Source organism: Comamonas sp. 26 (assembly GCF_002754475.1).
Lineage (GTDB): Bacteria > Pseudomonadota > Gammaproteobacteria > Burkholderiales > Burkholderiaceae_C > Comamonas.
This window is the reverse complement of sequence record NZ_PEFL01000003.1, coordinates 697,203-722,937: the sequence shown is the minus strand read 5'-3', so window position 1 is coordinate 722,937 and position 25,735 is coordinate 697,203. Positions and strand designations below refer to the sequence as shown.

Here is a 25,735-nt window from a genome sequence, read left to right as displayed (position 1 = left end):
CAAGACGGGCCAGGCCCGCCGCGATCAGCTGATGTAGTTGAAAAGAGAGAGCTTCTGCATCTGCGCATAAGACTGCAAGGCGGCTTGCAGGCCCACCTTTTGCGTCTCCACATCCGACAGCGCAGTGATCATATCGATATCTTCTGCACGTGAGCGTGCTCCTTCTTGCGTCAGCGCCTGATCTTTCATGTCCGACTCAAGTCGATCCGCACGCTTGAGCTGATCGCCCGCATAGCTGCGAACAGCCTGCACGCGGTTCATGCCAGAGTCCAGCTCGCTCATGGCGCGCCCCAGACCCTGCTGCAGCGCTGCAGATCCGTTGGTACCGCTCTTGACTGTGCTGATAGCCTGATCAAGCACCGTGAAGATATCGGTGCGCTTGCTGGGTGCCATGGTGAAGCTGTCGCCATTGGCGGGCTCGCCCTTGAGAACGATTTGCTGACCATTGATGGTGATCGCCTCACCCGCTTTGTAGGCGGCCGAAGGTGTGGACGTACCAGCGCTGGAATTGATCACATAGCTGACCGCTCCAGACGTGGGATCCTTGGTGAACACCAGCGTATAGCTGTCGCCCGTCACCTTGCTTGGGTCGGTGATCGATCCCGCATCCGCCCAGGCCTTGCCAGCGTTGGATGCGCCGCTACCGACTTCAAAAACGCCGTTACCCGTAGGTACGTTGAGCCATACAGCATGGCCGTCCAGCGAAATAGGAAGGCCATTGTCACTGCCGGTGTTCTGTCCGGGGTTGAGCGAGCTTTGTGCGCCCGGTGGAACGCTTTGCAAAGGTGTATCGGAGCTGCCCAGCCCACGGAAGATGGGCAACCCATTGGAGTCCTTGGCGTTGGCGTAGCCCAGAATCTGATCGCGCAGGCTTTCCATCTGCTGCACCAGCGCATCACGGGCCACCTGATCGTAAGAGCCGTTACCGGCCTGAAGCAGCAGATCCCGAAAGTCCTGCAAGGCACCATGGGCCTTGCCCAGCTCAGATTCGCCCTGAGCAATCACGTCACGCTGGGAACCCAGCACGCGCTGCTCGTTTTCAGAGCGGGTGATGCGGGTGCGCGCACGCTCAGCCTGTGCTGCTGCAACAGGGTCATCGCTGGCGCGCAGCACGCGCTTGCCAGCCGTTGTCTTTTCCATCAGATCGACCAGACTGCTTTGACGCGAGCCCAGGTTGCTGATGGTGCTGTCATACATATTGGCCGTGCCAATGCGGTTAATGCTCATGCCTGTTCTCCAGTGGTCATGGGTTAACGGCCAACGGCCTGAATCACGCTGTCAAAAATGCCCTGGGCCACCTGCAGCATCTTGGCCGAGGCCTGATAGGCCTGCTGAAACTGCAGCAGCTTGGCGGCCTCTTCATCGAGATTGACGCCCGATACCGCTGTTCGGTCACTTTCCAGATTCTTGGCAATGGTTTCCGACAACTTGGCGGCATAGGCCGCGCTTTGTGTGCGCGTACCAATCTGCGCCATGGTGGTCGAGAAGCCATCACTGAGCGTCGTGGCACCATCAAAAATCACGACATCGCGCAAGGACAGGAAGGAGCTGGCGTTGCCGGTGTCCGAGCTGTAGAAGGTATTGGGCGCAAAACTCACGCTGTCGCTGCTGGAGCCGTCGATAGCCGGGGTTCCGCTAAGCGTGACCTTGAGACCCGGTGCCAGCGCAATCGCCTGACCCGACACATAAGTGCCAGTGGCCGCCACACCTGTCGGTGCTGGACTGATGGTGTAAGTGACCGAGCCATTGGCACCAGCAGAGAAAGACAGGGTCGTGCCTGTCGGCAGAGCGCCTGAAAAGCCTTTTTCCACCGTCAGGCTGGACATGCGCAATGCTGCATCCCCCAGCGAATTGATCTTGGCCGACACGGGGTTGGCCGCGGCCAGATCATTGCCGGAGTGCACCACCGACTGAATATCATGCGCAGCCTTTGCCACGGGGCTGAACAGCACGGACTGACCAGCCAGACCTTCATTTTTGAGGTCAAACTGCAAACCATCAATGCTCTTGCTCTTGAGGTCAGCCAGATCGTTGAAGGCAGTGGACTGTCCATCGGACAGTCTTACGACCTGACCCTTGGGCGCATCGGCACCAAACGCGATTTTGTAATCAGACGCCTTGAGCTGGCTAGAGTCCTTGACCGTGACCGTGGGCGTATTGGGCTGCTCCCACTGAGCACCCGTGGTGGCACCCGTCGTCGTCATCGGAATATTGAACAGCGCCCCACCCGGCTTTCCAGACAAGGTCAAACCCAGCTGATTTTGCGTATTGAGCGTATCGCCAATGGCAATCGCCATGCGGCCCAGCAGGTTGCGGCCCTCGGCCAGATCGTTGTTCTGAAACTGCAGCAGACCCGAAATTTCACCGCCACCGGTCATGGCAGGCGTCAGCTCTACCGGCTGGCCGCCCTGCTGCTGAAAGTACAGGCTCATCTTGCCGCTGCCCGGGTACTGGGTCGACTCCTGCATGCTGAGCTTGGCGGAATCCAGCCCCAGCACCAGCGGCTGGCTGCCGCCCACAAACAGGCTGATGGAGCCATCGCCCCCGTCGACCTGCGAGGTCTGCACATATTTGTTGATATCGCGCACCAACTGGTCACGCTGATCCAGCAAATCGTTGGGCGTGTGGCCTGTGGCCATGGCACGACTTATCTGCCCGTTCAGGGTCGCCACCTGCTCGGACAGGCTGTTGACCACATTCACGTCATTGCTCATCTGCTGGCGCGTGCTGTAGTCCATCTCATCGAGCTGGGCTGATGCCGAGCGAAAGCGTGCGGCCAGCTCGTTCATTCGTGTCAGCACGACCTGGCGCGCCGATGAATCGGTGGGGGCGCTGCTCACATCGGCGAACGCATTCATCATGCCGTTAATCGCTGCGCCCAGACCATTGCTACCGCCTGAGAACACTTCCTGCAGCTGGTTAAGCGACTGCGAACGAGCCGTATCAGCAGCGCCTACCGCCTTGGCAGCCGTGGCCTGACGATTCAGCAGCTCGCTGAAGTTGCGCATGACGGTGGCTATATCGGCACCATTGCCGATATAGCCATTGCCCATGTTTTGGCCGACCGCTGTCTGAAACGCCACCGTCTGACGCGAGTAGCCTGCGGTATTGACGTTGGCAATATTGTTTCCTGCTGTCTGCAGGGCAAGCTGGTTGGCCATCAGGGCGCGCGCGCCCACATTCAGAAGACTCATGACTGGTTCTCGTTGATCTTGTTGATCGGAGCAGCGCGATTGCCACCAATGCCGACGCTACTGCGGCTGGCAACTTGGGCAGCGCTGTTCACATTGCTATTGGCTGCAGCGACATTGACCTGCTGCACGCTCTGAATGGCGCGGCTGAGCTTTTGTGCGTAAGCCGGGTCGGTGGCGTAGCCGGCTTTTTGCAGCTCGCTGGCGTAAGCCTGTGCAGAGCCCGTCTGGGCCATGGCTTTTTCATAGCGCGGGCTGCTGCCGATCAGGCGTGCGTAGTCACGGAACGACTCTTCAAACGAGTCATAGGCGCGAAACTTGGCCGTGATCTTTTTGGGCGCACCGTTGATGTATTCGGTAGTCGTGACCTCGGCCACCTTGCCCGTCCAGCTGCCCCCGGCCTTGATGCCAAACAGGTTGAAGGAGTTGCTGCCATCCTTGTTGCGGATTTCGCTCTTGCCCCAGCCGGTTTCATGTCCGGCCTGACCAATCATGTAATGGGCAGGAATGCCGCTTTCACTGGCAATGCGCTGCGCGGCGCTGTTGTGCGCCGTCACAAAGTTATCGCGCCCCTTGGGCGCTGGTGCATAGGCGTTCACGGACTGCGTGGCCTGTGCACGGCTACCGCTCCATGCGCCGTTGCTGCCCACATTGCGCCAGGCACTGCGACTCATGCTCAGGGTCGAGGGGACAGCGATTTCCGCATCATCCGCCGCCTCTACACCCATGGTGCGTGCCAGCTGTTTGCTGATCGCGTCCGTCAGCCCACCGGGCTGGCCGGCCATGGCCACGGAAAGCTGCTGATCGAGCAGGTCGGTGCTGAGATTGCCCTGCGCGCTATCAAGCAAGCCGGACTTCATGGTCGCCTCGCGCATGCTCTTGATCATCTCGCGCATGAACAGCGATTCAAGCTGCTTGGCCGTCTCGCGCACCGCCTGCGGGTTGTTCTCGCCTGCTGCAGTTTTAAGAGCATTGAGCGAGCGTGCATCAACGGCCAGCGCATTATTCGCAGCCAAAGATGAGGATTGAGATAAAGACGTGCTCATATCACCTCCAGCTCGGCATCCATGGCACCTGCAGCCTTGATGGCCTGCAAGATTGCCAGCAAATCCTGGGGCGTAGCGCCCAGAGAATTCAGCGCCCGCACCACATCCGTCAACTGGGGCGAGTTAGGCATGTTGATAACTTGGCCAGGCTCTTGCTTGACCTGAATATCAGACCTCTGCGCCACCACAGTCTGCCCTTGCGAGAACGGTGCAGGCTGGCTGATAACCGGTGTGGTGCTGATGGTGATGGACAGATTGCCGTGCGCAATGGCGCAGGGGCCCAGTGTCACCGCTTGATTGAGCACGATGGAGCCGGTGCGCGCATTGATGACGACCTTGGCCGCAGGCTTCGATACCTCGATGGGCATTTCCTGAATTTCGGCAATCATGCGCACGCGCGAACCGGGGTCTGCCGGCGCATTGACCTGCACCGTGCGTCCATCCAGCGCCGTAGCGGTGCCCGATCCCATGCGCTGATTAATGGCGCGGACCACCTTGTCAGCCGTCTGGAAATCCGTTTGATTGAGCCCCAACGTGATGCTGTTGCCTTCATTGATGGGGCTAGGTACCGAACGCTCGACCTGCGCGCCCCTTGGCACGCGACCCGCACTCAGGTGATTGACCTGAACCTTGGAACCTCCGGCTGCAGCGCCTGCGCCGCCGACCACCACATTGCCCTGTGCCAGCGCGTAAATCTCACCATCCGCACCACGCAGTGGCGTGGCAACCAAGGTGCCGCCCTTGAGCGACTTGGCATTGCCCATGGATGAAACATTGATGTCGATGGACTGGCCCGGCTGGGCAAAGGCAGGCAACTCGCCGGTGATGATGACCGCGGCAACGTTCTTCAGCTGCAGCTGCGCAGCGTTGCCTGAAGCGGGCAGCGAGATGCCCATTTGTTCAAGATAGTTAGCCAGCGCCTGCTTGGTATAGGGCATCTGCGTGGTCTGATCGCCCGTGCCATCAAGGCCAACGACCAAGCCATAGCCCGTCAACTGGTTGCTGCGCACGCCCTGGATGGCTGCAACCTCTTTGATGCGTGTGGCATGTGCAGGCAGGGTGAGCCCGCAAGCACCCAGGACGGCAACCACCATCAGGGTAGTGCGTGCCGAGCGCAGTGACAGGAGCGTGGACAGTACTTTCATACCGCCCATTCTCGGAAGAATCAGAACGGCATAACGTTCAAAAAGAACCGTGACAACCAGCCAATTGACTGGGCTTCACTACCCTGTCCACGCCCGCGTGATTCCACCCGAACGTTGGCCACCTGATTGGATGCAACCATGCTGCCAGGGCGCAGCGAGCGCGGGTCCACCGTGCCCGTAAAGCGCAGTACATCCACGTTCTGGTTCACGCCCACTTGTTTCTCACCCGCAACGACCAGATGGCCGTTGGGCAACACATCGACCACCGTGGTGCTGATGGTGCCGCTGAAGGTATTGACGTTGCTGGTAGAGCCTTTTCCGCTAAAGCTTGCATCGCTGCTCAGCTCTGCATTGAGGCTGTCTTTGATCGTTTGAGTTGCACCACCTTTGAAGAAAGGCAGCGCAGAGACCCCTGCACCCAGACTGTTCTTGCGCGCCACACCAGAGTCCTGATTCTGGCGCGCCGTCACGCTCTCCACAATCTGCACCGTCACCAGATCACCAACGATGCGCGCACGCCGGTCTTCAAACGCCGGGCGATAGCGCGAGGCATTGAACAGACTGCCAGAAGGCGCTTGCGCGACCTGATCGCGCGGCTGCAGCACGGGCGGCGTGGTGGCCACAGGCATATCCACCGGCGGCGGCGCGTTGGGCGAAAGAGCACAGCCGGACGCCAGCAATGCCATTGCGATGGCGCTTGCGGTGGAGAGATTTGAAACAGTGGCTTTGAACATGGCAACAAGTCCTTGGCAGTCAGGTGCTTGGCCCTTTTGCCCTTGGCGTGCGCGATGCACGCTATTGAAAGCAGAGCTTCTAGCGCTTGTCTTTTATGGGTTTGAATAATGATTTCATTCAAAAATCAAACACAGCAAGCGCAAGCAGCTCCTTAATGCATAGTGATCAATCAGAGCTGTGCCAGCTTGGCCAGCATCTGGTCGGAAGTCTGAATGGCTTTGGAATTCATCTCGTATGCACGCTGGGTCTGGATCATGGTCACCAGTTCCTGCACCACGTTCACGTTCGATGCCTCCAGATAGCCTTGCTGAATCGTGCCCAGGCCGTTGGTACCGGGTGTGCCCTGCTGGGGCTGACCCGATGCGGCTGTTTCCACATAGAGGTTCTGGCCTCGCGGCTCCAGACCGGCTGCATTGATGAACTGGCTCATCGCAATATTGCCAACCTGCTGCGGTGCAGTCTGACCGGGCATGGTGGCACTGACCACGCCGTCATGACTAATCGAAATCTTGGTAGCGCCTTGAGGAATGGTGATGCCATTGGCCACAGGCAGGCCGCTGGAGGTCACCAGCTGGCCCTGCGCATCGACCTCAAACGAGCCATCGCGGGTATAGGCAATGGTGCCGTCGGGCATATTGACTTCAAAGAAACCGTTGCCATTGATGGCCACATCCAGCGCATTGCTGGACTGCTGCAGACTGCCCTGCAAAAAATTGCGCGAGGTCGCCACGGTGCGCACACCCAGACCCAGATGCAGGCCTGTGGGCAGCTGGTTTTGTTCGGTTGTCTGCGAACCGACCTGGCGCAGATTTTGATAAATCAGATCTTCAAACACCGCGTTGGCACGCTTGTAACCGGTGGTCGAAACGTTGGCCAGGTTGTGCGAGATGACGTCCAGCTGGGTCTGCTGGGCTTCCATACCGGTCTTGGCGATGAACAGCGAATTAATCATGGGGAATTCCTTTGGCTATCAGCCGTTCAAGCTCAGCAACTGGCTGGCAGACTTGTCATTGGTTTCAGCGGTCTGCAGCAACTTCATCTGCTGCTCGAACTGGCGCGAGGCAGCGATCATGCCGACCATGGTCTCGACGGTATTGACGTTCGAGCCTTCGATAGAGCCCGACAGCAGTCGCGCCGTTTCGTCATTGGGCAAAGCATCACCCTGGGCTGCGCGGAAAAAGCCGTCATCACCGCGCACCAGCGGCTCATCGACGGGTGGCGTAACCAGTTTGACGCGTGCCACAGCCACGGGCAGCTGGTTGCCGGTCTTGGCCGTCAGCGTGCCGTCCGAGCCCAGCGAAATTGAGGACTCTGGCGGAATATCAATCGGCGCACCACCATCGGACAGCACGGCCTGACCATTGCTGTTGACCAGTTGCCCTTCAGGCGAGACCTCGAAGATGCCGTTGCGGGTATAGGCCTCCTGCCCATCCATGCCCTGCACGGCAAACCAGGCGCGCCCCATGGCCATGGCATCCAGCGCGCGGCCGGTGCGCTGGGCCGGGCCGGGCGTGTCTTGATAGCCAGAAGTCGCTTCCAGCGCAAACACGCGTGTACTCGCACCACTGCCTTGAACAGGGACCGAGCGGAAGGTAGACATCTCGGCACGAAAACCATTGGTGCCCGCATTGGCCAGGTTGTGCGCCAGCACAGCCTGACGCTGGGCCGCCGCGTTGGCGCCCGTCATCGAGGTGTAAATGATGCGATCCATGCCAGACTTCCTTTTTCTGCTCGGTACTTAGTTCACGCCAGCGCTTGGCTTAGCGCAGATTCACCAGGGTGGAGAACACCTGGTCTTGCGTCTTGATGGCCTGGGCGCTGGACTGGTAAGCGCGCTGGGCGGTCATCATGTTCACGAGCTCAGCGGTCAGGTCCACGTTCGAGTCTTCCAGCGCGCCGGCCTGCAGCGTGCCTAGCGTTCCCGTCTTCGGCAGGCCGCTGACGGCCAGGCCCGAGTCGGATGTCTCCACCCATTTGTTACCACCCGTGGCAGCCAGTCCTTGCGGGTTGCGGAACGAGGCCAGGGTGAGCATGCCTTCTGCACGCGACACGCCGTTCGAGTAGGAGGCCACGATGGAGCCATCGCCGCCAATATTGATACCTGTCATGACACCTGCCGTGTAGCCGTCCTGCTTGAGGTCGGAGACAGCGAACTTGGTGCCGAACTGTGTCACGCCCGAAAAATCGATGTTCATGCCGGTAATGGAGCCCGGCGTGGGCGAGTTGGGGTTGTTGGTTTGGATGGTTGCATTGGTAACCGGGCTGCCGCTGACCAGTTTGCCCGCCGCATCGAACACCAGGGTGGTGAGCTTGTTGGCAACCACAGGGGGCGTAGCGCTAGGATCACCCAGACCGTCATAGACATCCCAGCTGTTGGCGCCGTTTTTCTCGAAGTACATGGACATGGGCGTGCCGATGCCCTGGCTGTCGTAGACAGTGAGTGACGTGCCATAGGTAGCACGCGGTGTGGCAGGAACAGGCGGGGTGGCATTGGGGTCGCCAACGGCATCGTGGGCCCGGGCATCAAGGTTCAGGTCGACCTCAACCTTGGCCGTGGCACGGGCGGCAATAGGCTGACCCGATGGAAAGCTCATGGGAACAGGCTGCACGCCGGTTTGCACCTTGCCTGTGGCCGGGTCTACCGGATAGCCCATCACCTGGTCGCGCGCAATGGTGACCAGATTTCCCTGCTTGTCGAGCTGGAAGTTGCCTGCGCGGCTATAGGCCATGCTGCCGTCTGGCTGCCTCAGTACGAAAAACCCGTCTCCATTGATGGCGACATCCAGGTTATTGCCGGTGGCGTTGATGTTGCCTTGCTTGAATTGCTGGCTAACGGCACCAACGTCCACGCCGATGCCCACGGTTTGACCGCTGGCGGAGCCGGCAGCACTGGCCATGGCTTCGGCGAATTCTGTGCGCGAGCTCTTGAAGCCAGCGGTTCCAGAGTTGGCAATATTGTGGCCGATGACATCCAGATTCTTGGCTGCGGCGTTCAGACCCGACAGGGCTTGTTGGAAGCTCATGGTGTTCTCCTGCAGAACGTTGATATTGAAAGGGTCAGTACACAGCCTTGACGGCAGAGTGGGCCAGGCTACTGCCGTCGTCCAGCTCCAGCATCAGCTGTCCATTGCTGGCACTAGCGGCGATGACAGCGTGGGGTGACAGGGGCGTGGATGCCACAGCAGTAGCGCCATTGGTGGCCTGCACCGAGTAGCGCAGCTGGGATTTGTCGCCGCTGTACTTGTCGGCACCGTCCCAGGTGAAGTAGTTGCGACCTGTGGCGCCTGCGCCCAGGTCAATGGTGTCCACCAGCTCGCCGCTGGCGGTAGTGATCTGAACCTTGACACTGGCTGCCTTGCCTTCCAGGTCAAAAGCCGCAGTGTGCGTGCCATCAGCGGCTGTGCCCAGTGTGTTGCCCTCGGTCAGCACAGTGCGGCCGATCATGGACGTGCCCTGCAGCATCTGCATGGATACGAACTGACTGGACATGGACTGCATGGTCTGGTTCAGTTGCTGAATCCCGGTCACCGTATTGATCTGCGCCATCTGCGAGGTCATCTGCGCGTTGTCCATGGGATTCATGGGATCTTGATTGTTGAGCTGCGCCACCAGCAGCTTGAGAAAACGATCCTGCGCTTCATTGGCGTCAGATACCGAGCTCTTGGTGTTGCCTGTGGTGGTTGTCGTGGTGCCGTCCACACCGCTTGTGCCGTTGATCATGTGTGTGTTCCCGGGCTTATTGGCCCATTTGCAAAGTCTTGAGCAGCAGCGTCTTGGCCGTGTTCATGACTTCCACGTTGTTCTGGTAGGAGCGCGAGGCCGAAATCATGTTGACCATCTCGTCCACGGCGCTCACGTTGGAGTGGGTGACATAACCCTCACCGTCAGCCAGCGGATGGCTGGGGTCGTGAATGCGGCGACCAGGCGTGCTGTCTTCGCTGATGGCGTTGACTTTGACGCCAGCACTGCCATCCCCCCCATGGGCACGGTCTGAAACACCACCTGACGTGCCTTGTAGACGCTGCCGTCTGGGCCAGCCACGGCATCGACGTTGGCCAGATTCGAGGCCACGACGTTCAGTCGCTGCGACTGGGCGCTGACCGCGCTGCCCGAGATATTGAAGATGGAAAACATCGACATGGTTTAGCTCCTGGGCTTACTGGCCTTGAATGGCGCTGAGCATGGTCTTGGACTGACCGTTGATGAATCGCAGCGTCGCTTCGTAGCGCACGGCGTTGTCCACAAAACTGGCACGCTCGCGGTCCAGATCTACGGTGTTGTTGTCCAGACTGGGCTGGGAGTTGACCGAGTAACCCAGCTTGGCTTTGAGCGCCTCATCCGAGGTCTGAGCCTGCAAGGGGATATGCCCTGCAGCCGTGGTACTGGCCTGTGTCAAAGGCTTGGGGCCGCTGGTGGCAGCCATCAAGGCTTCACGGAAATTGAAGTCGCGCGCCGTATAGCCGGGGGTGTCGGCATTGGCGATGTTGCTGGCAATGGCTCGCTGGCGCTCGGCACGCAGCAGCAGCGCCTCGCTCTGGAAGTCCAGTCGTTCAGTCATTTTGTTCAGCATTGCGGCCTCGCTTTCAGAAATTCAATGCGCCGTAGTCGCACAGACTGCGGCATGCGAGGATTATGAAAATCACACCGCAAAACTAAAGCGTGAAGAAAGCTGTATTGCGCTTCTACTTCGGCCCATTACCAAAGCACGCCTGCACCTATATTTGCGGCCAAGGTCTGCAGCTTTTGTGTCTGTAGATTGCTCCCAAGGATTGATGCATGCCTGCCCGCCTCGCCCAACACCTCACACTTCGCCCCATGCAAGGCGTGGCTGCGGCATGGTGCCTGGGCACTTTGCTGCTGGCTACAGGCGTGCAGGCACAAGATGGCGTTGCCCAGCTCAGCCAGATCGGGCAGCGGTTTATCGACACGGCACTGCACCAGCCCGCTGCTGACGCGCCTCAAGCCAGCAACGGCAGCCCCTTGCGCATGGAAGTGCAGATGGGCCAGCTCGATTCACGCCTGCGCTTGGCGGCCTGTGCGCGGGTAGAGCCTTATCTGCCTGCGGGCAGCCGCCTCTGGGGTCGCACCCGGCTGGGCCTGCGCTGCGTGCAAGGCAGCGTGCCCTGGAATGTGTTTCTACCTATCACCGTGCGCGCCTATGGCCAGGCCTGGGTGGTGCAGGGCAATATTCCCGCGGGCAAAACCTTGAGCGCTGAAGATGCAGTCCCCGCCGAAGTGGACTGGGCCGAAGACAGCGCCCCGGTCTTTGCCAATGCACAAGACTTTATTGGCATGGTGGCAGCTCGCCAATTGACCTCCGGCCAGGCGCTGCGCCAGAACATGGTGCGCCCGCCTTCGCTGTTCAGCGCCGGCTCGCCCGTGCAGGTCATGGTCAACGGCGGCAGCTTCAGTGTTTCCTCTTCAGGCAAGGCAATGGCCGCTGCCGGAGAAGGCCAGCAAGTTCGGGTTCGCATGGATAATGGCCGTCTTGTGACAGGCACGGTCAATGCCAATGGCGTGGTTTACGTTCAGTAAATTGAGAGCAATGACTCACTTTTCTGGATCCATGTCAAAAATTCCTCAAGTTTCACGCGCCCTTGCCGAAAGCAAGGCTACAGCGCCCTACGCCGATACAGGGCGATTGGAGAACCAGCATGAAGATAGGTAACAAGCCGGAGCTGCCGCAAGCCGCGGCAGCCAAGCAGACTCCCAAGTCCGCAACCACGGTGGCCGCAGAAGAATCGACCAAAGGTCTTCCCGAGCGTGCCGCCGGTGTGCCCGTGTCCTTCTCGTCCTCGGCCCGCGCCCTGGACAGCCAGAACCGCACCAACACCGACTTTGATGCCGACCGCGTCAAGGCCATGCGCGAAGCCATTTCAAATGGCAGCTTCCGCATCAACGCCGATGCCATCGCAGACAAGCTGCTGAGCAACGCCGAAGAATTTCTGGTTCACGCCCGCGCCTGAGCGATTGAACTGAGGCTGACACAATGACTTTGCAGGAAATGCTCGATTCGCTGGATGCGGTGGTTCAGACCGTATCGGCATCACTGCAATCTTCAGATGCCTCTGCGCTGGAGCAATCCAGCACTCGACTGCGGGACGCCATGGTGGCCGTCTCCCAGCTCGTCAAACGTTTTCCCTCTGAAGACTGGACGCCCGCGATGCTCGATCGCGCCCAGCACCTGAATGCTGAAATCACACTCATGCGTGATCAGTTGGCCCGCTTGACCGTGCTCAACCAGCGCCGCGCGCAAGCGCTGGTTCCCACAGCCGACGACAGCACTTATGTAAGCAGCCTGCGCGGAGCCTCGCAGTCTGGCCGTGCACGCATTTATCACGCGGCTAGCTGAACGCCAATCCTCGGCACCCATGAAAAAGGCGGATGTTCAAGTCCGCCTTTCTTGTTCCAGTACTCTTTTCAGTACTCACCTGGCTTGATCTTCACAGGTCGCCACGACCAACGCTCGTAGGCACGTACAGCACCTTCGGGCAGCGGATCTGCCTCGACAAACACCTCGATGATTCGGGCTGTTGCCAGCTCTTCCTTGTGAATCCATGGGCTGTACTGCAGATTGCGCTCCACAAACACACGCGGGCGCTCTGGCAGCTCCATGGAAATACGACCAGCCAGCGCCTGCGGACCTATGATGATGTCGATCGGGCCGCCCAGCGCCTTGTGCGCCGCAGGAGCCAGTCCCTCCACGATCTTATCCACAGGGATATGGTTCTGGTGGCTGCTCTTGTAGCCCGGCAAGCCCATGGGTGATGCCAGCCAGAATTGCGCCAGCAACAAGGCCTGCAAAACACCGAACGTCACCCACGCAGCACGCAATCGGGCAGGACTGCTCCACTGAGTAGCCGGAGACTTCACCAACTCCATCGCTGCAGGCACGCACAGGAACATGAAAGCGGTACCCCACTGCAAGTGCAGGTAGGAGCCCGTAAACAGGCACAGCGCCAGGATGGAGAGCAGCGGAACCAGCCCCCAAAGCAGCCAGAACTCGCGCAGCATCTTGTCTTCAGTTGTTCTCACATGCTCATGCGTCGCCTTCGGTGCGGCCTTGTCTTTACTACAGCGACCCCACCAAAGGGCTACACCGAGCACTACCCATGCAGGCATGCAGCGGTTGAAGATCCAGTCCACTGCAAACATCAAGGACATCTGCATACGAGCTGTCGCATCCAGATGCAGACCTAAAGAAGTGCGCCCTGCATAGCGCATGGGCATCCAGTCATGGGTCGTAAGCCAGTACAGATGAGGGGCCAGCGTCAGCAGACCCGTCACCGTGGCCAGCATTGCACCCTTTACATGCACCGGGTTACGCCAAGCGCCAATGCGCAGCCACCAAAGGCCAATCACCCCCAGAGCCAGCACATACTGGTATTTACTCAGCATGGCCAGGCCCGAGACCAATCCCAGCAGCGCCCAGCCAGCCAGTGATGGCTTCAGCGTCACGCGCCAGGTCAGGGCGACGGCAATGGAGATCCACAGCATCATCACCACGTTGTGGTTGTAGTAATACAGCCGCCCACAATAGAAGGTGATGCACAAGGCTGCCAGCAGTGCCACCGTGGCATAAGCCTTGCCGCGCATGCCGCACAGCAGCCGCCAGAAAATAGCCAGTGAGCCCAGAGTGACAACGCCACCCAGTACATAAGTCAGCCCAATGGAGGGGCCGACAACAGCCGCTACAGCAGCCGCAATCCAGGTAGGCATAGGCGGGTGCTTGAAGTAACCCAGCTCCAGCGAGCGAATCCAGATCAGCTGCTCCACGTTATCCCCAGGTGCAGCCAGTGCCGTGACCCAATGGATGCCAAGCCAGATCACGCCATAGATGACCAGTAGAGCCGTCACAGCCCGGCCAGAAAGAACAAGGGATTTGCGTTGCGCAGCAGTCATCAGACAATTACAAAGAAAAGGGCACAGGCAAAATTGCAGAGAACGTAATCAGGGCCGTGAGTATAGCGACGGGTTTTTTGTGCGACACAAACCGTTACCGGCCCAAGAACCTGCCGAAGAATGGCGAAAATCAGCCCATGACCGACTTTCACGCCGAATACGCACCAGCAGCCCCCCCCGCCCAGTTGCCGCGTCAGCCCCTCCGGCTGAGCTGCGTGGTGCCGGCCTATAACGAACAAGCCAATATCGACGGGTTTCTGCGCGCTCTGGCTCAGACCGTGCAGGCCCTGACCCCGGATTTCGAGATTGTCGTCGTCAACGACGGCAGCCGTGACAGCACGCACGAGCTGTCCATGCGCCTGTCGCAGGAGCTGCCGCTGCGCTATCTGGCCCTGTCGCGCAACTTTGGCAAAGAAGCCGCTTTGTCTGCCGGCATCGACCACGCACGCGGCAATGCCGTGCTGCTGATTGACGCCGACTTTCAACACCCGCTTGAGATGCTGAGCGAGATGCACGCACTGTGGCAAGCCGGCTACGAGATGGTCTATGGTGTGATTGCCGACCGTGGCGCAGAAAGTGGTGCCAAGCGCATAGGCACCAATCTGTTCTACAGCGTGATGAACTCGGGCAGCGCGGTCAAGCTGCCGCCCAATGCGGGCGACTTCCGCTGGATGGACCGCAAGGTGGTCGACGCCCTCAAGGCCTTGCCTGAAAACAACCGCTTCATGAAAGGTCTGTACGCCTGGGTTGGCTTTAAGACTGTGGCCCTGCCTTTTGTGCCTAAAGACCGTGCCGCTGGCAATTCCAGCTTCAATCTGCGCCGCCTTGGCTCGCTGGCTCTGCTAGGACTGACCTCGTTCACCACCCTGCCCCTGCGCATCTGGAGTATGGTGGGTGCCAGCATTTCGCTGCTGGCACTGGCCTATGGTCTGTGGATTGCTGTAGAGGCGCTGTTCTTTGGCAACCCTTTAAGGGGCTGGCCCACACTGGCCGCCAGCATCATGCTGTTCTCAGGCGTGCAACTGCTGTCTATTGGCATTCTGGGCGAATACATTGGGCGCATCTATGAAGAGGTCAAACGCCGCCCCATCTATCTGGTGGCCCACGACGAAGACCGCAGCCCGCTGCGCGAAAAACCCTGATGAATGCCTTGCTCCAGAAGCTGCGCAGCCTGCCGCAGCTGATTCAGTTTGTACTGGTGGGCGGCGCAGCGGCGGCCACGCATCTGGCCGTGGTCGGCTTGCTTGTTGCGTTCGCAGGGTTGGCACCGCTGCATGCCAATGTGCTGGCCTTTCTGATTGCCTTTGTGGTCAGCTACAACGGCCACGCACTGCTCACTTTTTCATCAGCACAAGTGAGAGGCTGGGCGGTCGTGGCCAAATTCTTTGCCGTGGCCTGCCTGTCTTTTGCCGCCAATGAGTTGCTCTACTACATCGCCCTGCACTGGCTGCACTGGCATTACTTCTGGAGCCTGGCCGTCGTGCTGGTACTGGTCGCCATCGGCACGTTTGTCATGAGTAAATTCTGGGCCTTCCGGGCACGCAGCAGCACATGAGCCACACGCCCTCTAACTTTCGCGCCATCTTGCTGTGCGCGGATGATTACGCCCTGCACCCGCTGGTTGATGACGCCGTGCAGCAACTGGCCCGCGCGGGCCGCCTGTCTGCCACCAGTTGCATGACCACATCACCGCACTGGCAGCAAGCCGCCCCGGCCTTGAAGCCCATGCGCCCCATGCTCTCTGTCGGTCTGCACTTCAACCTGACCGAAGATCATGGCGGCCAGCACACGGCGCAGGCGCTGGGCCAGGTCATCCGCCAGGCCTATTGCCATCAAATGTCGCCAGTGCAAATGCGTGCGGCATGGCGCGAGCAGCTGGATGCCTTTGAGCAAGGCATGGGCACACCGCCGGACTTTATCGACGGCCACCAGCATGTGCACCAGTTACCGGGCCTGCGCAACGCCATGCTTGAAGAAATGCAGTCCCGCTACGCGACAAACGAGATGCCATGGGTGCGCTCCACCGCGCCCGCCGCCGGGCTATGGCGCAGCCCCAAAGCCGCCATCATTGCGCTGCTGGGCGGCTGGGCCGCAACCCGGCGGCTGCGCAAGGCAGGCGTTCCCATCAACAAGGGTTTTGGCGGTGTTTACGGCTTTGACGCCCCCGATGCCACCACCTATGGCGCGCAAATGGCCAACTGGCTACCGCACATGGCCGAAGGCGGCTTGCTGATGTGCCACCCGGCCAGCGGAATCGTCGAAGGCGATGCCATTGGCCAGCAGCGCCCCGTGGAATTTGAATACCTGATGTCCGACGCCTTTGGCGCGCTGCTGCAGCGCAATGACTGCCGTATTCACCAAGGCCCTGTAAAAGCGCTCTAAAAGCTTTTTAAATCTGCTGGCGCATCTTTGCCACCACCCGCTCAAACACACGCCAGAAGGCGGCATCCTGCGTGGTCGCAAAATTGATGCGCATGCAGGTACTCGATCCCCGGCTGGCGTGAAACATGGCGCCCGGCGCAATCATGTAGCCCTCATCCAGCAGGTGCTGGGTCAGCACTTCGGTATCGACCCCGGTATCGACCCAGCCAAACATGCCAGCGGGCTCGGCCACAAAGCGACAACCGGCTGCTTGGGCCAGCGCAACGCTGCGGGTGCGGGCCTTGGCCAGATGCTGGCGCAGCCGCTCGGCATGGCGGCGCAGTTGGCCTTGCTCCATGCACAGGGCCAGAGCTTGCTCCATGGGGGTAGGAGTCGATAAGGTGGAGAGCAGCTTGGTATCCAGCAACCTCTCCACCAGATCAGGCGGCGCGGCCAGATAGCCCAGACGCCAGTTGGGCACCAGCACCTTGGCAAAGCCGCTGATATAAATGCTGCGCTGCAGGCGGTCCAGCACCGTCACGCGCGAGGCATGGTCTGGGGCGATGTGGCAGTAGCTATCGTCTTCCACCACATAAAAGCCGTAACGCTGGGACATCTGCAACACCTCGTGAGCGCTGGCGGCGCTCAGGCTGTAACCCGTGGGGTTGTGCAGCACACTGACGCTGACATAGAGCTTGGGCGCCATGGTTTCGCAATAGCGCTGCATGACCGCCATGTCCGGCCCCTCCGGCCCGCGCGGCACGGGAAGCACGCGCATACCCATGGCAGCCAGGCGCGCATATTCCACGGCCCAACCGGGCTCTTCCACCATCACCGGGTCGCCCGGCTGCAGCAGGGCGCGGCTGACGATGTCGAGCGCCTGGGTGGCGCCCATGGTAGTGATAATCTGGCTAGGCGCAGCCGCAATGCCTATGCGCTGCATGCGCCGTGCCAAGGCTTCACGCAGGCTGCTGTCGCCCATGGGGTCGCCATAGCGCACCAGAGATTCGCGCAGCGCCGGCCCACTGGTGACCTTGCGCATGGCTGCCACCAGAAAGCCTGCATCCAGCCATTCAGCCGGCAGCACACCTGCGCCGGGCTGGGGTTTGCCGGCCACGCTTTCCACAAACATGCCGCGTATCAGCATGGTGGCATTGATGCGGGTACCGGAGGCAATACCGACCGGGGTGTCTAGCGCTCTTCCATTGATAGCTTCCAGCGCTTGCCTCTCCTGGGTTTGAAGCGGATTTTGCGCAAAGTCTCGAACAAAGAAGCCGCGCTGCGGTCTGGCCTCTACCAGGCCTTGCGCCTGCAGCAAGTCATAGGCGGCCACCACGGTATAGGGGCTCACATTCTGCTGGCGCGCACACTCGCGCACCGATGGCAGACGCGCGCCCGCAGGCAGCAGGCGCATGCGGATTCGCTCAGCCAGGCGCTCGGCCAGTTGCTGGGTCAGGGTCAGCGCTGCTTGGCGCGACAAGGAAATGGACATGGTTTTAAGGCGGTGGACTGTATTGATGCAAACACCAATACAGAAGCAATAATTGCGGGGCTGTCTGTATTGGAACTGTAATGGTCTCAGGCGTATATTGATTTCATCAATTTTGCTTGGCCGCCCTCTACACAGGGCTATGGCTACCCTGTCGCAATGCCCGCCCAGCCCCACAGGCAAGCGTCGCGCGACATAAAAAACCACCTGCTGGTGCTCAGCGGCCGCGCTACCCGCGCCCCCGCTGTGGCGCAAAAAGCCCCAAGCTCCCGCCAGCACATGCCCTACCACGGCGTGAAACCACACACTGGCCAGCCCCGCAGGGGGTTAGCACCGTAGAGATCGAGACCTGTTTATGACGACAACATGGACACTGGCAGAACGCACTGCCAAGATGAATTCCTCCGCCATCCGCGAGATCCTGAAGCTGACCGACCGCCCCGGCATCATCAGCATGGCTGGCGGCCTGCCTTCCCCCAAGGCCTTCCCTCTGGATGCCTTCACCGTCGCCTGCCAGACGGTGATGCAGCGTGACGGCGCTGCCGCCCTGCAGTACTCCACCACCGAAGGTTTTGCACCACTGCGCCAGGCGATTGCCGACTTCCTGCCCTGGAATGTGGACCCCGAGCAAGTGCTGATCACCACCGGCAGCCAGCAGGCGCTGGACCTGATCGGCAAGATCTTCTTCGACAAAGGCAGCCGCGTGCTGGTAGAAAAGCCCACGTACCTGGGCGCTCTGCAAGCCTTCACCCCCATGGAGCCTGTGGCCGTGGGCGTGGACAGCGATGACGAAGGCATGCTGATTACAAATTTCGAAAAGCAAGCGGGCAGCGGCGCGGACAAGGCCCGTCTGGCCTATGTGCTGCCCAACTTCCAGAACCCCACGGGCCGCACCATGAGCGACGCGCGCCGTCAGGCACTGGTGGAAAAGGCCAAAGAGCTGAATATTCCCCTGGTCGAGGACAACCCCTACGGCGACCTCTGGTACGAAGAAGAACCCCCTTTGCCCCTGGCTGCACGCAACCCCGAGGGCGTGATCTACATGGGTTCGTTCTCCAAGGTGCTGGCCCCCGGCCTGCGCATCGGCTTTATCGTCGCGCCCAAGTCCGTCTACGGCAAGCTCACGCAAGCCAAGCAAGCCGCTGACCTTCACACCCCCAGCTTTAACCAGCGCGTGGTGGCCGAAGTCATCAAAGACGGCTTCCTGAACCGCCATGTGCCCACCATCCGTGCCATGTACAAGGTGCAGCGCGACGTGATGCTGATGGCGCTGGAGCGCGAAATGGCCGGCTTGGGCGTGAAGTGGACTCGCCCCGTGGGCGGCATGTTCCTGTGGCTGACCCTTCCCAAGAACATGGACGCGCAGGTGCTGCTGGCCAAGGCCGTGGAACGCCACATGGCCTTTGTGCCAGGAGCCCCCTTCTACGCGGATGATGCACAGACCAATACGCTGCGCCTGTCCTATGTGACCGTGTCGCCCGAGCAGATCAACCAAGGCATTGCAGCCCTGGCTGAAGCGATCAAGGCTTATGCATAACACCCCCTGAGGCGCTCCTCTCTCTTTGGGAGGGGGACGACAGCTTCGCCGCGAGGCGGCTCTTGCTCGCTGTCTCTGATACCCCGTGGCATGCGCAATGCCTCATCAACCGGCCCTGCGCCGGTTTTTCTTTTTGCTGACAATCCCTGTCCATGTCTGCCCCAGCCCTTATTGCACCTTCTTCGCGTCCCTATATGACTGTGGACGTATTCACGCAAACCGCGCTGCTCGGCAATCCCGTGGCCGTGGTGCTGAATGCGGACGGACTGAGCGATGCACAGATGCAGGCTTTTGCCTGCTGGACCAATCTGTCCGAAACCACATTTGTGATGCAGCCAAGCGCCGAAGGCCAAGCTGCTGGCGCGGACTATCTGCTGCGCATCTTCACGCCAGCGGGCGAGCTGGCGTTTGCCGGCCACCCCACGCTGGGCAGCTGCCACGCCTGGCTGGCCCAGGGCGGCCAGCCGCGCAACCCTGAGCAGGTGTTACAGGAATGCAAAAAAGGGCTTGTACCCATTACTGCAAGCGCGCAAGGCGCTCTGTTTTTTGAAGCACCTTCGCTGGACTCGCAAGCGGTTTCCGAAGAAGAACTGACACCCATACTGCAGGCGCTGGGCCTGGCGCGCGAACAGCTGCTGATGGCACGCCGCCTCTATAACGGCTCGCCGTGGCTGGGCTTGCTGCTCGATCACCCGGACACCGTGCTGGGTGTGGAGCCAGACTTTGCGGCACTCAAGAAACTGAATGCCAAAGCCGGTCTGGCCGCGATCTACGAAGCCGAAGAAGATGCCCCGCTGATCGGCCGTTCCAGCCGCGAAGCGCGGGCTTTTGCCAAACAAGCCGAAGAAGCAGCGCAGGGCAAGCCTTCAGCCATATCGCCCAGCCTGGAAGTGCGCGCCCTGATTGGCGAAACCACCAGCGAAGACCCGGTGACCGGCAGCCTGAACGCTGCGCTGGCCCAGTGGCTGACGGGCGAGGGCCTGCTGCAAACGCCCTATATCGCCGCCCAGGGCGTGTGCGTAGGTCGTGACGGCCAAGTCCATGTACAGACCGGCAGCAATGGCAAGCTCTGGGTGGGTGGCCACACGGTCACCGTCGTCAATGGCGCGGTATTGCTCTGAGATCAGCACCCCTCAAAGAAAAAGCCAGCCACCTTTCGGGTGTCTGGCTTTTTTGGCGTTGCGGACTGATTAAGCGTCCAGACGCACCAGCCAGCCGTGGCGGTCTGCGGCGCGGCCGTATTGAATGTCGGTCAGTTCCTTGCGCAGCGCCAGAGTGATCTCGCCAGCGGGAGCATTCAAGTCGCCCACGGAGAAATCCTTGCCCTTGAGTTGGCCGATGGGGGTGATGACGGCAGCCGTGCCGCAGGCAAACACTTCGGTGATCTCGCCGCTGGCCACGCCTTGCTTCCATTCATCGGCCGAGACCTTGCGCTCTTCCACGATCATGCCGCGGTCGCGCGCCAGTTGCAGGATGGAGTCGCGTGTGATGCCTTCCAGAATGCTGCCCGACAGCGCAGGGGTCACCAGCTTGTTCTCTTTGCCGTAGACCAGGAATACGTTCATGCCACCCAGCTCTTCCAGATACTTGCCTTCGGCAGGGTCCAGGAACAGCACTTGCGAGCAGCCGTTTTCATAGGCTTGCTCTTGGGGCAGCAAGGATGCGGCATAGTTGCCGCCGCACTTGGCCGCGCCCGTGCCGCCCTTGGCCGCGCGGGCAAAGTCGGTCGACAGCCAGATCGCCACAGGGGCCACTCCCTTGGCAAAGTAAGGGCCTGCAGGGCTGGCGATGACGTAGTAGCTGGCCTTGTGCGCGCTGCGTACGCCCAGAAAGACTTCGTCGCCAATAATGAAGGGGCGCAGGTACAGGCTGGCTTCTTCACCGCCGGGCACCCAGTCCTTGTCCACCGCAATGATTTGCTTGAGCGATTCGACAAAGATATCCACAGGCAGCTCAGGCAGCGCCAGACGCTTGGCCGAACGCTGCATGCGCTGGGCATTGGCCGTGGGGCGGAAGGTCCAGATGGAGCCGTCGGCGTGACGGTAGGCCTTGATTCCTTCAAAAATTTCCTGGCCGTAGTGGAGCACGGCAGCGGCGGGATCCAGCGAGATGGGGCCATAGGGCATCACTTCGGCATCATGCCAGCCGGCTTCCTTTTCCCAGCGCACCGCAACCATGTGATCGGTAAAGTGCAGGCCAAAACCCGGCTTCTCAAGAATCTTGTCGCGCGCTTCGGCGCTGCGTGGGTGGCTTGAAGCAGTCAGCTTGAACTTGGTGGCAGAGGTGGACACGGGACGATTCCTTCCAGAAGGCATGAGGGCAATGCACCGGCACCGGCAGGGCGCCATGGCAGTTTGTAAGGGTGCCGCACAGCGAAGCCGTGCAGCAAGGCCGACAGCGTAGCATGGCATTTTTTGGTTCTTTACAGAATCGCGTGGATACCGGAACAAGTGTGGTGAACCTTCCCCCAGTGAAGCCCAGTACGTGCCCGCTCAGCAGAAGTATTTGCTAACTTTTTGAAAAAGGCGTCATCACGCAGATCTGGTCGGCCATGGTTTCGGCCTCCTGCGCGTTGTGTGTGACCAGAATGGCGGTCTGGCCTGCGGCACGCAGAATGTCGCGTACCTCCAGCGTCAGGCGCTCGCGCGTGGCGGCGTCGAGATTGGAAAATGGCTCATCGAGCAGCAGCAAGGCCGGTGCCGGTGCCAGGGCTCTTGCCAGGGCCACGCGCTGCTGCTGACCGCCAGACAGCTCATGCGGGAACTTGGCCCCGGCATCGGCCAGCCCCACCACGGCCAGCAACTCATTCACACGCTTTTCGCGCTCGCCCTTGCTGCTGCGGCGCAGGCCAAAACCCACGTTCTGCACGGCGCTCAGGTGAGGGAACAGGCCGTACTCCTGAAACATCATGCCTACATGGCGCTGCTCGGGCGGCAGATGGGTTCTGGGGCCGGAGAGCAGCCGCTCGCCCAGATGAATGCTGCCCGCACGCACGGGTTCAAACCCCGCAATGGCGCGCAGAACCGATGTCTTGCCGCAACCCGAGGGGCCAAGCAGGCTGGCGATATGGCCGGCAGGCACCTGCAGGTCAAAGCCCTGCAGCACGGTGTGCAGACCCTTGGGTGCTTCATAGCCCAGATGCAGCTGTGCAATATGTAGTGAGGCGGTCATGCTGTTACTTCAATTTCAATAGCTGCTTGCGCAATTTACATAAGCGCTTGAGGCCAGTTTCATGCAGATTCATCGCTGCACATTCGACAGCTGCGAGCGCGCCAGCAGCATGACAGGGATCAGCCCCGCCACCACGATACACAGCGCCGCAATCGCGCCTTCCTCATAGGTGCCGCGTGCGGCCTCGGCATAGAGCCAGGTGGCCAGGGTGTCAAAGTCCGCCGGGCGCAGCAGCAAGGTGGCAGGCAGCTCTTTCATGGCATCGACAAACACCAGCATGGCGCTGGTGGCCATGGCCGGGCGCAGCAGCGGCAGGTGCACGCGGCGCAATGTGGCAAGCCGCCCTTCACCTAGCAGGCGCGAGGCCTGCTCCAGCGTGGGCGGTATACGTGCCAGCCCGGCCTCAATGCCGCCCACGGGCATGACAAGAAATCGAATCACGCAGGCCACCACCAGCACCACGCCCAGCCCCATCAGCGGCAGGCCTTCAGCGCCAAACAGGCTGGCAAGCCCTGCATCCAGCGCCAGTGCGGGCGTCAGCAGGCCAATGGCCAGCACGGTGCCCGGCACGGCATAGCCCAGAGCCGCCACCTGCGCAGGCCAGCGCGATGGCGCACGGGTGCTGATGCCGGTGCGTGTGGACCATGCAACCACCAGACCAGCAGCCACGGCAATCACGGTCACGCCCAGCGCCAGCCCCAGCGTATTGAGCAGGCTGGACACCAGACCGTCAGAAATTCCGCTGCCCTGCGCAAAGCGCTTGCCGCTTTCCCAAGCCAGATAGGCTGCAGGGGCCACAAAGCCAATCAGCACAGGCACGCTGCAGGCCAGCGTGGCCAGCCATGCGCTGTAGCCTGGCAGGCGATGCGATTCAATGCCGCGCATGCGTTGGGCTGAACCAAAACGCTGGCGGCTGCGGCCTTTGCGCTCCAGCCAGACCAGCGCCACCACGGCCAGTAGCATGGAGCAGGCAATCTGCGCCGCGCCGGCCAGGTCTGAGCGCGTAATCCAGGTCGTATAGACCGACACGGTGAGTGTGTGCACGCCCAGAAATTCCGATGCACCAATGTCGTTCAGCGTCTCCAGCAGCGCCAGACTCAGGCCCACGGCCAGCGCAGGCCGCGCCATGGGCAGGGCTACGCGCCAGAAAGCACCCCAGCGGGTTTCACCCAGCGAACGTGCGGCTTCCATCAAATGCGCGGGCTGGGTCATGAACATGGCCCGCGCCGTCATATACACATAGGGATAGAGCGTGAAACCCAGCACAAAGATCGCGCCGCCCATGGAGCGCAGATCCGGCAGACGCCATTGACGCGGGCTGTCATAGCCCAGCACCCAGCGCAGCGCACCCTGCACCGGACCGATGGGGTGCAGCAAATCTAGGTAAGAAAACGCAACGATATACGCAGGCATGGCCAGCGGCAGCAGCAGCGCCCAGTGCAGCCAGCGCCGCCCCGGAAAATCATAGGCCGTCACCAGCCAGGCGCAGCCCGTGCCCACCAGCAGCACCAGCAGGCCCACTCCCGTCAGCAGCAAGGCCGTGTTGATGGCGGCATCGGGCAGCACATAGCGCAGCAGGTTCTGCCAGTGCGCAAAATCAGCCCCCAGCGCCAGCCACGCCAGCGAAGCAATGGGCGCGAACACCCCCAGCGCAATCAACCAGCTTGCGCACTGCCACACCGGCCCGACGGGCCTCAGCCCTGAACGAAGAAAAGAAAACATCAATTACGAAGGAACTTCAGCACCCAAAAAGCCAAAAGGCTGCGCCCCATGCAAAGGACGCAGCACTTGATGAAGCACACACCGCCAAAGCGACAGCCAGCAAGGGCCGCCCCGCAGCGAGGCTGTCGCCCCCTCCCCTAGCGCGCAGCGCGTAGAGAGGGGGGAAGCGGCTCCGCCGCTCAGGGGTGATTACTTATCAAACCCGACCTTGTCGACCAGCAAGCTAGCTGCCTTGCGGTGCTTGGCAATTTCAGCCAATGGCAGCGGGTCGATCTTGATCTCGCCAATGCTCTGGGCCACGACGGGGTCCAGCGCCACGCCCTTGCGCACGGGGTGCTCGTAATTGGCCTGTGCGTACATGTTCTGCGCCGGTTCAGACACCAGGAACTCCAGCAGCTTCACCGCATTGGCGCGGTTAGGCGCATGCTTGGCTACCGATGCACCGCTGATATTGACATGCGTGCCGCTCTTGGGGTCGTTGAAAGTAGGCTTGATGACCTTGATGGAATCGCCCCACTTGCGTGCATCCGTACCTTCCTTCGCCGCCTTCATATGGCCAACGTAGTAGGTGTTGCCCAGACCCACATCACAGATGCCGCCCAGAATGTCGCGGGCAATGTCGCGATCGCCGCCTGTGGCCTTGCGTGCCAGATTGGCCTTGACACCCTTGAGCCACTGCTCGGTCTTGGCCTCGCCGTCATGGGCAATCATGGCCGCCGTCAGCGCGGTGCTGTAGGGGTGCTGGCCGGCACGCGAGCAGACCTTGCCCTTGAACTGAGGCTTGGCCAGATCTTCATAGCGGAAATTGCCGGTCTTCATGTCCTTGTCGGCATACAGCACACGGGCACGCATGGACAGCGCAAACCACTGGTTGCCCGCATCGCGCAACTGGGCGGGAATGGCCGACTCCAGCGCAGCCGACTTGACGGGCTGGGTCACGCCGCCGTCAACCAGATCCAGTAAATTGCCAATGTCCACCGTCATCAGCACATCGGCTGGCGAACGCTCGCCCTCGGCCTTGACCCGCTCCAGCAGGCCGTCTTTGACGAAAACGGTCTTCACGCCCACCTTGGTCTGGGCGGTGAAGGCAGCCAGCAGCGGCTGAATCAGCGCGGGCTCGCGTGTGGTGTAGAGCGTGATGTCCTCAGCATGAGCGGACAGCGCAGGGGCGCACAGGCTGGCAACGGCGGCCAGTGCAAACAGGGGGCGTCGAAACATGGAAGGCTCCAGAGGGTGAAAGCAGCAGACACAAAAAAACACGCTCCGCTTCAGAACCCCAAGGCCTCCTGCCAGCTAAGTGCAAGAGGGCCATGAACCAGTACCGAAAGCGGAGCGTGTTTTTATGCTTTTGAGAATCGCTCGCATCCATCTTAACCGAGTGGAGGCTTCGCCCTTGCCTCTCAACCCGGTTGGTTGATGCGGTAATGCGCACCACT

The 25,735-nt window shown here is 60.7% G+C and carries 24 protein-coding genes and 1 pseudogene; 8 read left to right on the top strand and 17 right to left on the bottom strand.

From position 1 onward, the window contains the following. Nucleotides 1-24: 24 nt before the first annotated feature. The 11 genes and pseudogenes from flgL to flgB all read right to left on the bottom strand — a co-directional run bounded on the left by flgL (nucleotide 25) and on the right by flgB (nucleotide 10,687). Nucleotides 25-1,227: a flagellar hook-associated protein FlgL gene (flgL, locus tag CLU84_RS21505; protein WP_099739996.1), complete on the bottom strand. Its 1,203-nt coding sequence runs from the start codon at nucleotides 1,225-1,227 to the stop codon at nucleotides 25-27. Between the two features lie 23 nt (nucleotides 1,228-1,250). Beyond that, nucleotides 1,251-3,194: a flagellar hook-associated protein FlgK gene (flgK, locus tag CLU84_RS21500; RefSeq protein WP_099739995.1), complete on the bottom strand. Its 1,944-nt coding sequence runs from the start codon at nucleotides 3,192-3,194 to the stop codon at nucleotides 1,251-1,253. After that, a complete protein-coding gene (flgJ, locus tag CLU84_RS21495) occupies nucleotides 3,191-4,237 on the bottom strand; it encodes a flagellar assembly peptidoglycan hydrolase FlgJ (RefSeq protein WP_099739994.1) in 1,047 nt (348 codons plus the stop codon). Before flgJ ends, flgK begins: the two co-directional genes overlap by 4 nt. Continuing rightward, on the bottom strand, nucleotides 4,234-5,382 hold the full coding sequence (locus CLU84_RS21490; protein ID WP_099740109.1) for a flagellar basal body P-ring protein FlgI: 1,149 nt from the start codon (nucleotides 5,380-5,382) through the stop codon (nucleotides 4,234-4,236). The genes flgJ and CLU84_RS21490 overlap by 4 nt, the downstream gene beginning before the upstream one ends. Before the next feature lie 20 nt (nucleotides 5,383-5,402). Then, the gene (locus CLU84_RS21485) at nucleotides 5,403-6,116 is read right to left on the bottom strand and encodes a flagellar basal body L-ring protein FlgH (RefSeq protein WP_099739993.1); all 714 of its coding nucleotides are present in this window, start codon (nucleotides 6,114-6,116) and stop codon (nucleotides 5,403-5,405) included. A 170-nt stretch (nucleotides 6,117-6,286) separates the two neighbouring features. Next, the gene (flgG, locus tag CLU84_RS21480; protein WP_099739992.1) at nucleotides 6,287-7,069 is read right to left on the bottom strand and encodes a flagellar basal-body rod protein FlgG; all 783 of its coding nucleotides are present in this window, start codon (nucleotides 7,067-7,069) and stop codon (nucleotides 6,287-6,289) included. Nucleotides 7,070-7,087: 18 nt separating this feature from the next. After that, complete coding sequence (locus CLU84_RS21475; protein ID WP_099739991.1) at nucleotides 7,088-7,828, bottom strand: flagellar basal body rod protein FlgF; 741 nt, start codon at nucleotides 7,826-7,828, stop codon at nucleotides 7,088-7,090. Nucleotides 7,829-7,877: 49 nt separating this feature from the next. Continuing rightward, a complete protein-coding gene (gene flgE / locus CLU84_RS21470; protein WP_099739990.1) occupies nucleotides 7,878-9,140 on the bottom strand; it encodes a flagellar hook protein FlgE in 1,263 nt (420 codons plus the stop codon). Between the two features lie 34 nt (nucleotides 9,141-9,174). Beyond that, nucleotides 9,175-9,837, bottom strand: coding sequence for a flagellar hook assembly protein FlgD (locus CLU84_RS21465; protein WP_099739989.1), 663 nt, complete (start codon nucleotides 9,835-9,837; stop codon nucleotides 9,175-9,177). 16 nt (nucleotides 9,838-9,853) lie between these two features. Next, a pseudogene (gene flgC / locus CLU84_RS21460) lies at nucleotides 9,854-10,257 on the bottom strand (flagellar basal body rod protein FlgC). A gap of 16 nt (nucleotides 10,258-10,273) precedes the next feature. Further along, entirely contained in the window at nucleotides 10,274-10,687 is a 414-nt protein-coding gene (gene flgB / locus CLU84_RS21455) for a flagellar basal body rod protein FlgB (RefSeq protein ID WP_099739988.1), read from the bottom strand. Nucleotides 10,688-10,893: 206 nt separating this feature from the next. On the opposite strand from flgB, the gene flgA reads away from it, so the two are divergent. The 3 genes from flgA to CLU84_RS21440 all read left to right on the top strand — a co-directional run bounded on the left by flgA (nucleotide 10,894) and on the right by CLU84_RS21440 (nucleotide 12,469). Further along, nucleotides 10,894-11,652, top strand: a complete 759-nt coding sequence (flgA, locus tag CLU84_RS21450; RefSeq protein WP_099739987.1) for a flagellar basal body P-ring formation chaperone FlgA — start codon at nucleotides 10,894-10,896, stop codon at nucleotides 11,650-11,652. Nucleotides 11,653-11,771: 119 nt separating this feature from the next. After that, complete coding sequence (gene flgM / locus CLU84_RS21445) at nucleotides 11,772-12,083, top strand: flagellar biosynthesis anti-sigma factor FlgM (protein ID WP_099739986.1); 312 nt, start codon at nucleotides 11,772-11,774, stop codon at nucleotides 12,081-12,083. A gap of 23 nt (nucleotides 12,084-12,106) precedes the next feature. After that, nucleotides 12,107-12,469 (top strand): hypothetical protein, encoded by a 363-nt coding sequence (locus CLU84_RS21440; RefSeq protein ID WP_099739985.1) that lies wholly within the window; start codon nucleotides 12,107-12,109, stop codon nucleotides 12,467-12,469. Nucleotides 12,470-12,537: 68 nt separating this feature from the next. Here CLU84_RS21440 and CLU84_RS21435 read toward each other — a convergent pair whose 3' ends face one another. Continuing rightward, complete coding sequence (locus CLU84_RS21435) at nucleotides 12,538-14,019, bottom strand: glycosyltransferase family 39 protein (RefSeq protein ID WP_099739984.1); 1,482 nt, start codon at nucleotides 14,017-14,019, stop codon at nucleotides 12,538-12,540. Nucleotides 14,020-14,156: 137 nt separating this feature from the next. Here CLU84_RS21435 and CLU84_RS21430 point away from each other — a divergent pair, with 137 nt between their 5' ends. Genes CLU84_RS21430 through CLU84_RS21420 form a run of 3 tightly spaced genes read left to right on the top strand, consistent with a single transcriptional unit; the run spans nucleotide 14,157 to nucleotide 16,401 of the window. Continuing rightward, a complete protein-coding gene (locus CLU84_RS21430) occupies nucleotides 14,157-15,161 on the top strand; it encodes a glycosyltransferase family 2 protein (protein ID WP_099740108.1) in 1,005 nt (334 codons plus the stop codon). Then, nucleotides 15,161-15,574, top strand: coding sequence for a GtrA family protein (locus tag CLU84_RS21425; RefSeq protein ID WP_099739983.1), 414 nt, complete (start codon nucleotides 15,161-15,163; stop codon nucleotides 15,572-15,574). Before CLU84_RS21430 ends, CLU84_RS21425 begins: the two co-directional genes overlap by 1 nt. Further along, nucleotides 15,571-16,401, top strand: coding sequence for a ChbG/HpnK family deacetylase (locus tag CLU84_RS21420; RefSeq protein WP_099739982.1), 831 nt, complete (start codon nucleotides 15,571-15,573; stop codon nucleotides 16,399-16,401). The genes CLU84_RS21425 and CLU84_RS21420 overlap by 4 nt, the downstream gene beginning before the upstream one ends. Before the next feature lie 7 nt (nucleotides 16,402-16,408). Here CLU84_RS21420 and CLU84_RS21415 read toward each other — a convergent pair whose 3' ends face one another. Then, nucleotides 16,409-17,872 carry a PLP-dependent aminotransferase family protein gene (locus CLU84_RS21415; protein ID WP_099739981.1) on the bottom strand — a complete coding sequence of 488 codons (1,464 nt, stop codon included), beginning with the start codon at nucleotides 17,870-17,872 and terminating at the stop codon, nucleotides 16,409-16,411. Between the two features lie 352 nt (nucleotides 17,873-18,224). Here CLU84_RS21415 and CLU84_RS21410 point away from each other — a divergent pair, with 352 nt between their 5' ends. Both CLU84_RS21410 and CLU84_RS21405 read left to right on the top strand, forming a co-directional pair. Further along, nucleotides 18,225-19,406: a PLP-dependent aminotransferase family protein gene (locus CLU84_RS21410; RefSeq protein ID WP_099739980.1), complete on the top strand. Its 1,182-nt coding sequence runs from the start codon at nucleotides 18,225-18,227 to the stop codon at nucleotides 19,404-19,406. 194 nt (nucleotides 19,407-19,600) lie between these two features. Continuing rightward, the gene (locus tag CLU84_RS21405) at nucleotides 19,601-20,527 is read left to right on the top strand and encodes a PhzF family phenazine biosynthesis protein (protein WP_099739979.1); all 927 of its coding nucleotides are present in this window, start codon (nucleotides 19,601-19,603) and stop codon (nucleotides 20,525-20,527) included. A 69-nt stretch (nucleotides 20,528-20,596) separates the two neighbouring features. On the opposite strand, the gene CLU84_RS21400 is transcribed toward CLU84_RS21405, so the two are convergent. The 4 genes from CLU84_RS21400 to CLU84_RS21385 form a co-directional block, all read right to left on the bottom strand. Then, the gene (locus CLU84_RS21400) at nucleotides 20,597-21,697 is read right to left on the bottom strand and encodes a branched-chain amino acid aminotransferase (protein WP_233210332.1); all 1,101 of its coding nucleotides are present in this window, start codon (nucleotides 21,695-21,697) and stop codon (nucleotides 20,597-20,599) included. A gap of 217 nt (nucleotides 21,698-21,914) precedes the next feature. Next, entirely contained in the window at nucleotides 21,915-22,577 is a 663-nt protein-coding gene (locus CLU84_RS21395; RefSeq protein ID WP_099739977.1) for an ABC transporter ATP-binding protein, read from the bottom strand. A 69-nt stretch (nucleotides 22,578-22,646) separates the two neighbouring features. Beyond that, nucleotides 22,647-24,299 (bottom strand): iron ABC transporter permease, encoded by a 1,653-nt coding sequence (locus CLU84_RS21390; protein ID WP_099739976.1) that lies wholly within the window; start codon nucleotides 24,297-24,299, stop codon nucleotides 22,647-22,649. Between the two features lie 189 nt (nucleotides 24,300-24,488). Beyond that, on the bottom strand, nucleotides 24,489-25,517 hold the full coding sequence (locus tag CLU84_RS21385; RefSeq protein WP_099739975.1) for an extracellular solute-binding protein: 1,029 nt from the start codon (nucleotides 25,515-25,517) through the stop codon (nucleotides 24,489-24,491). Nucleotides 25,518-25,735: the final 218 nt, after the last annotated feature.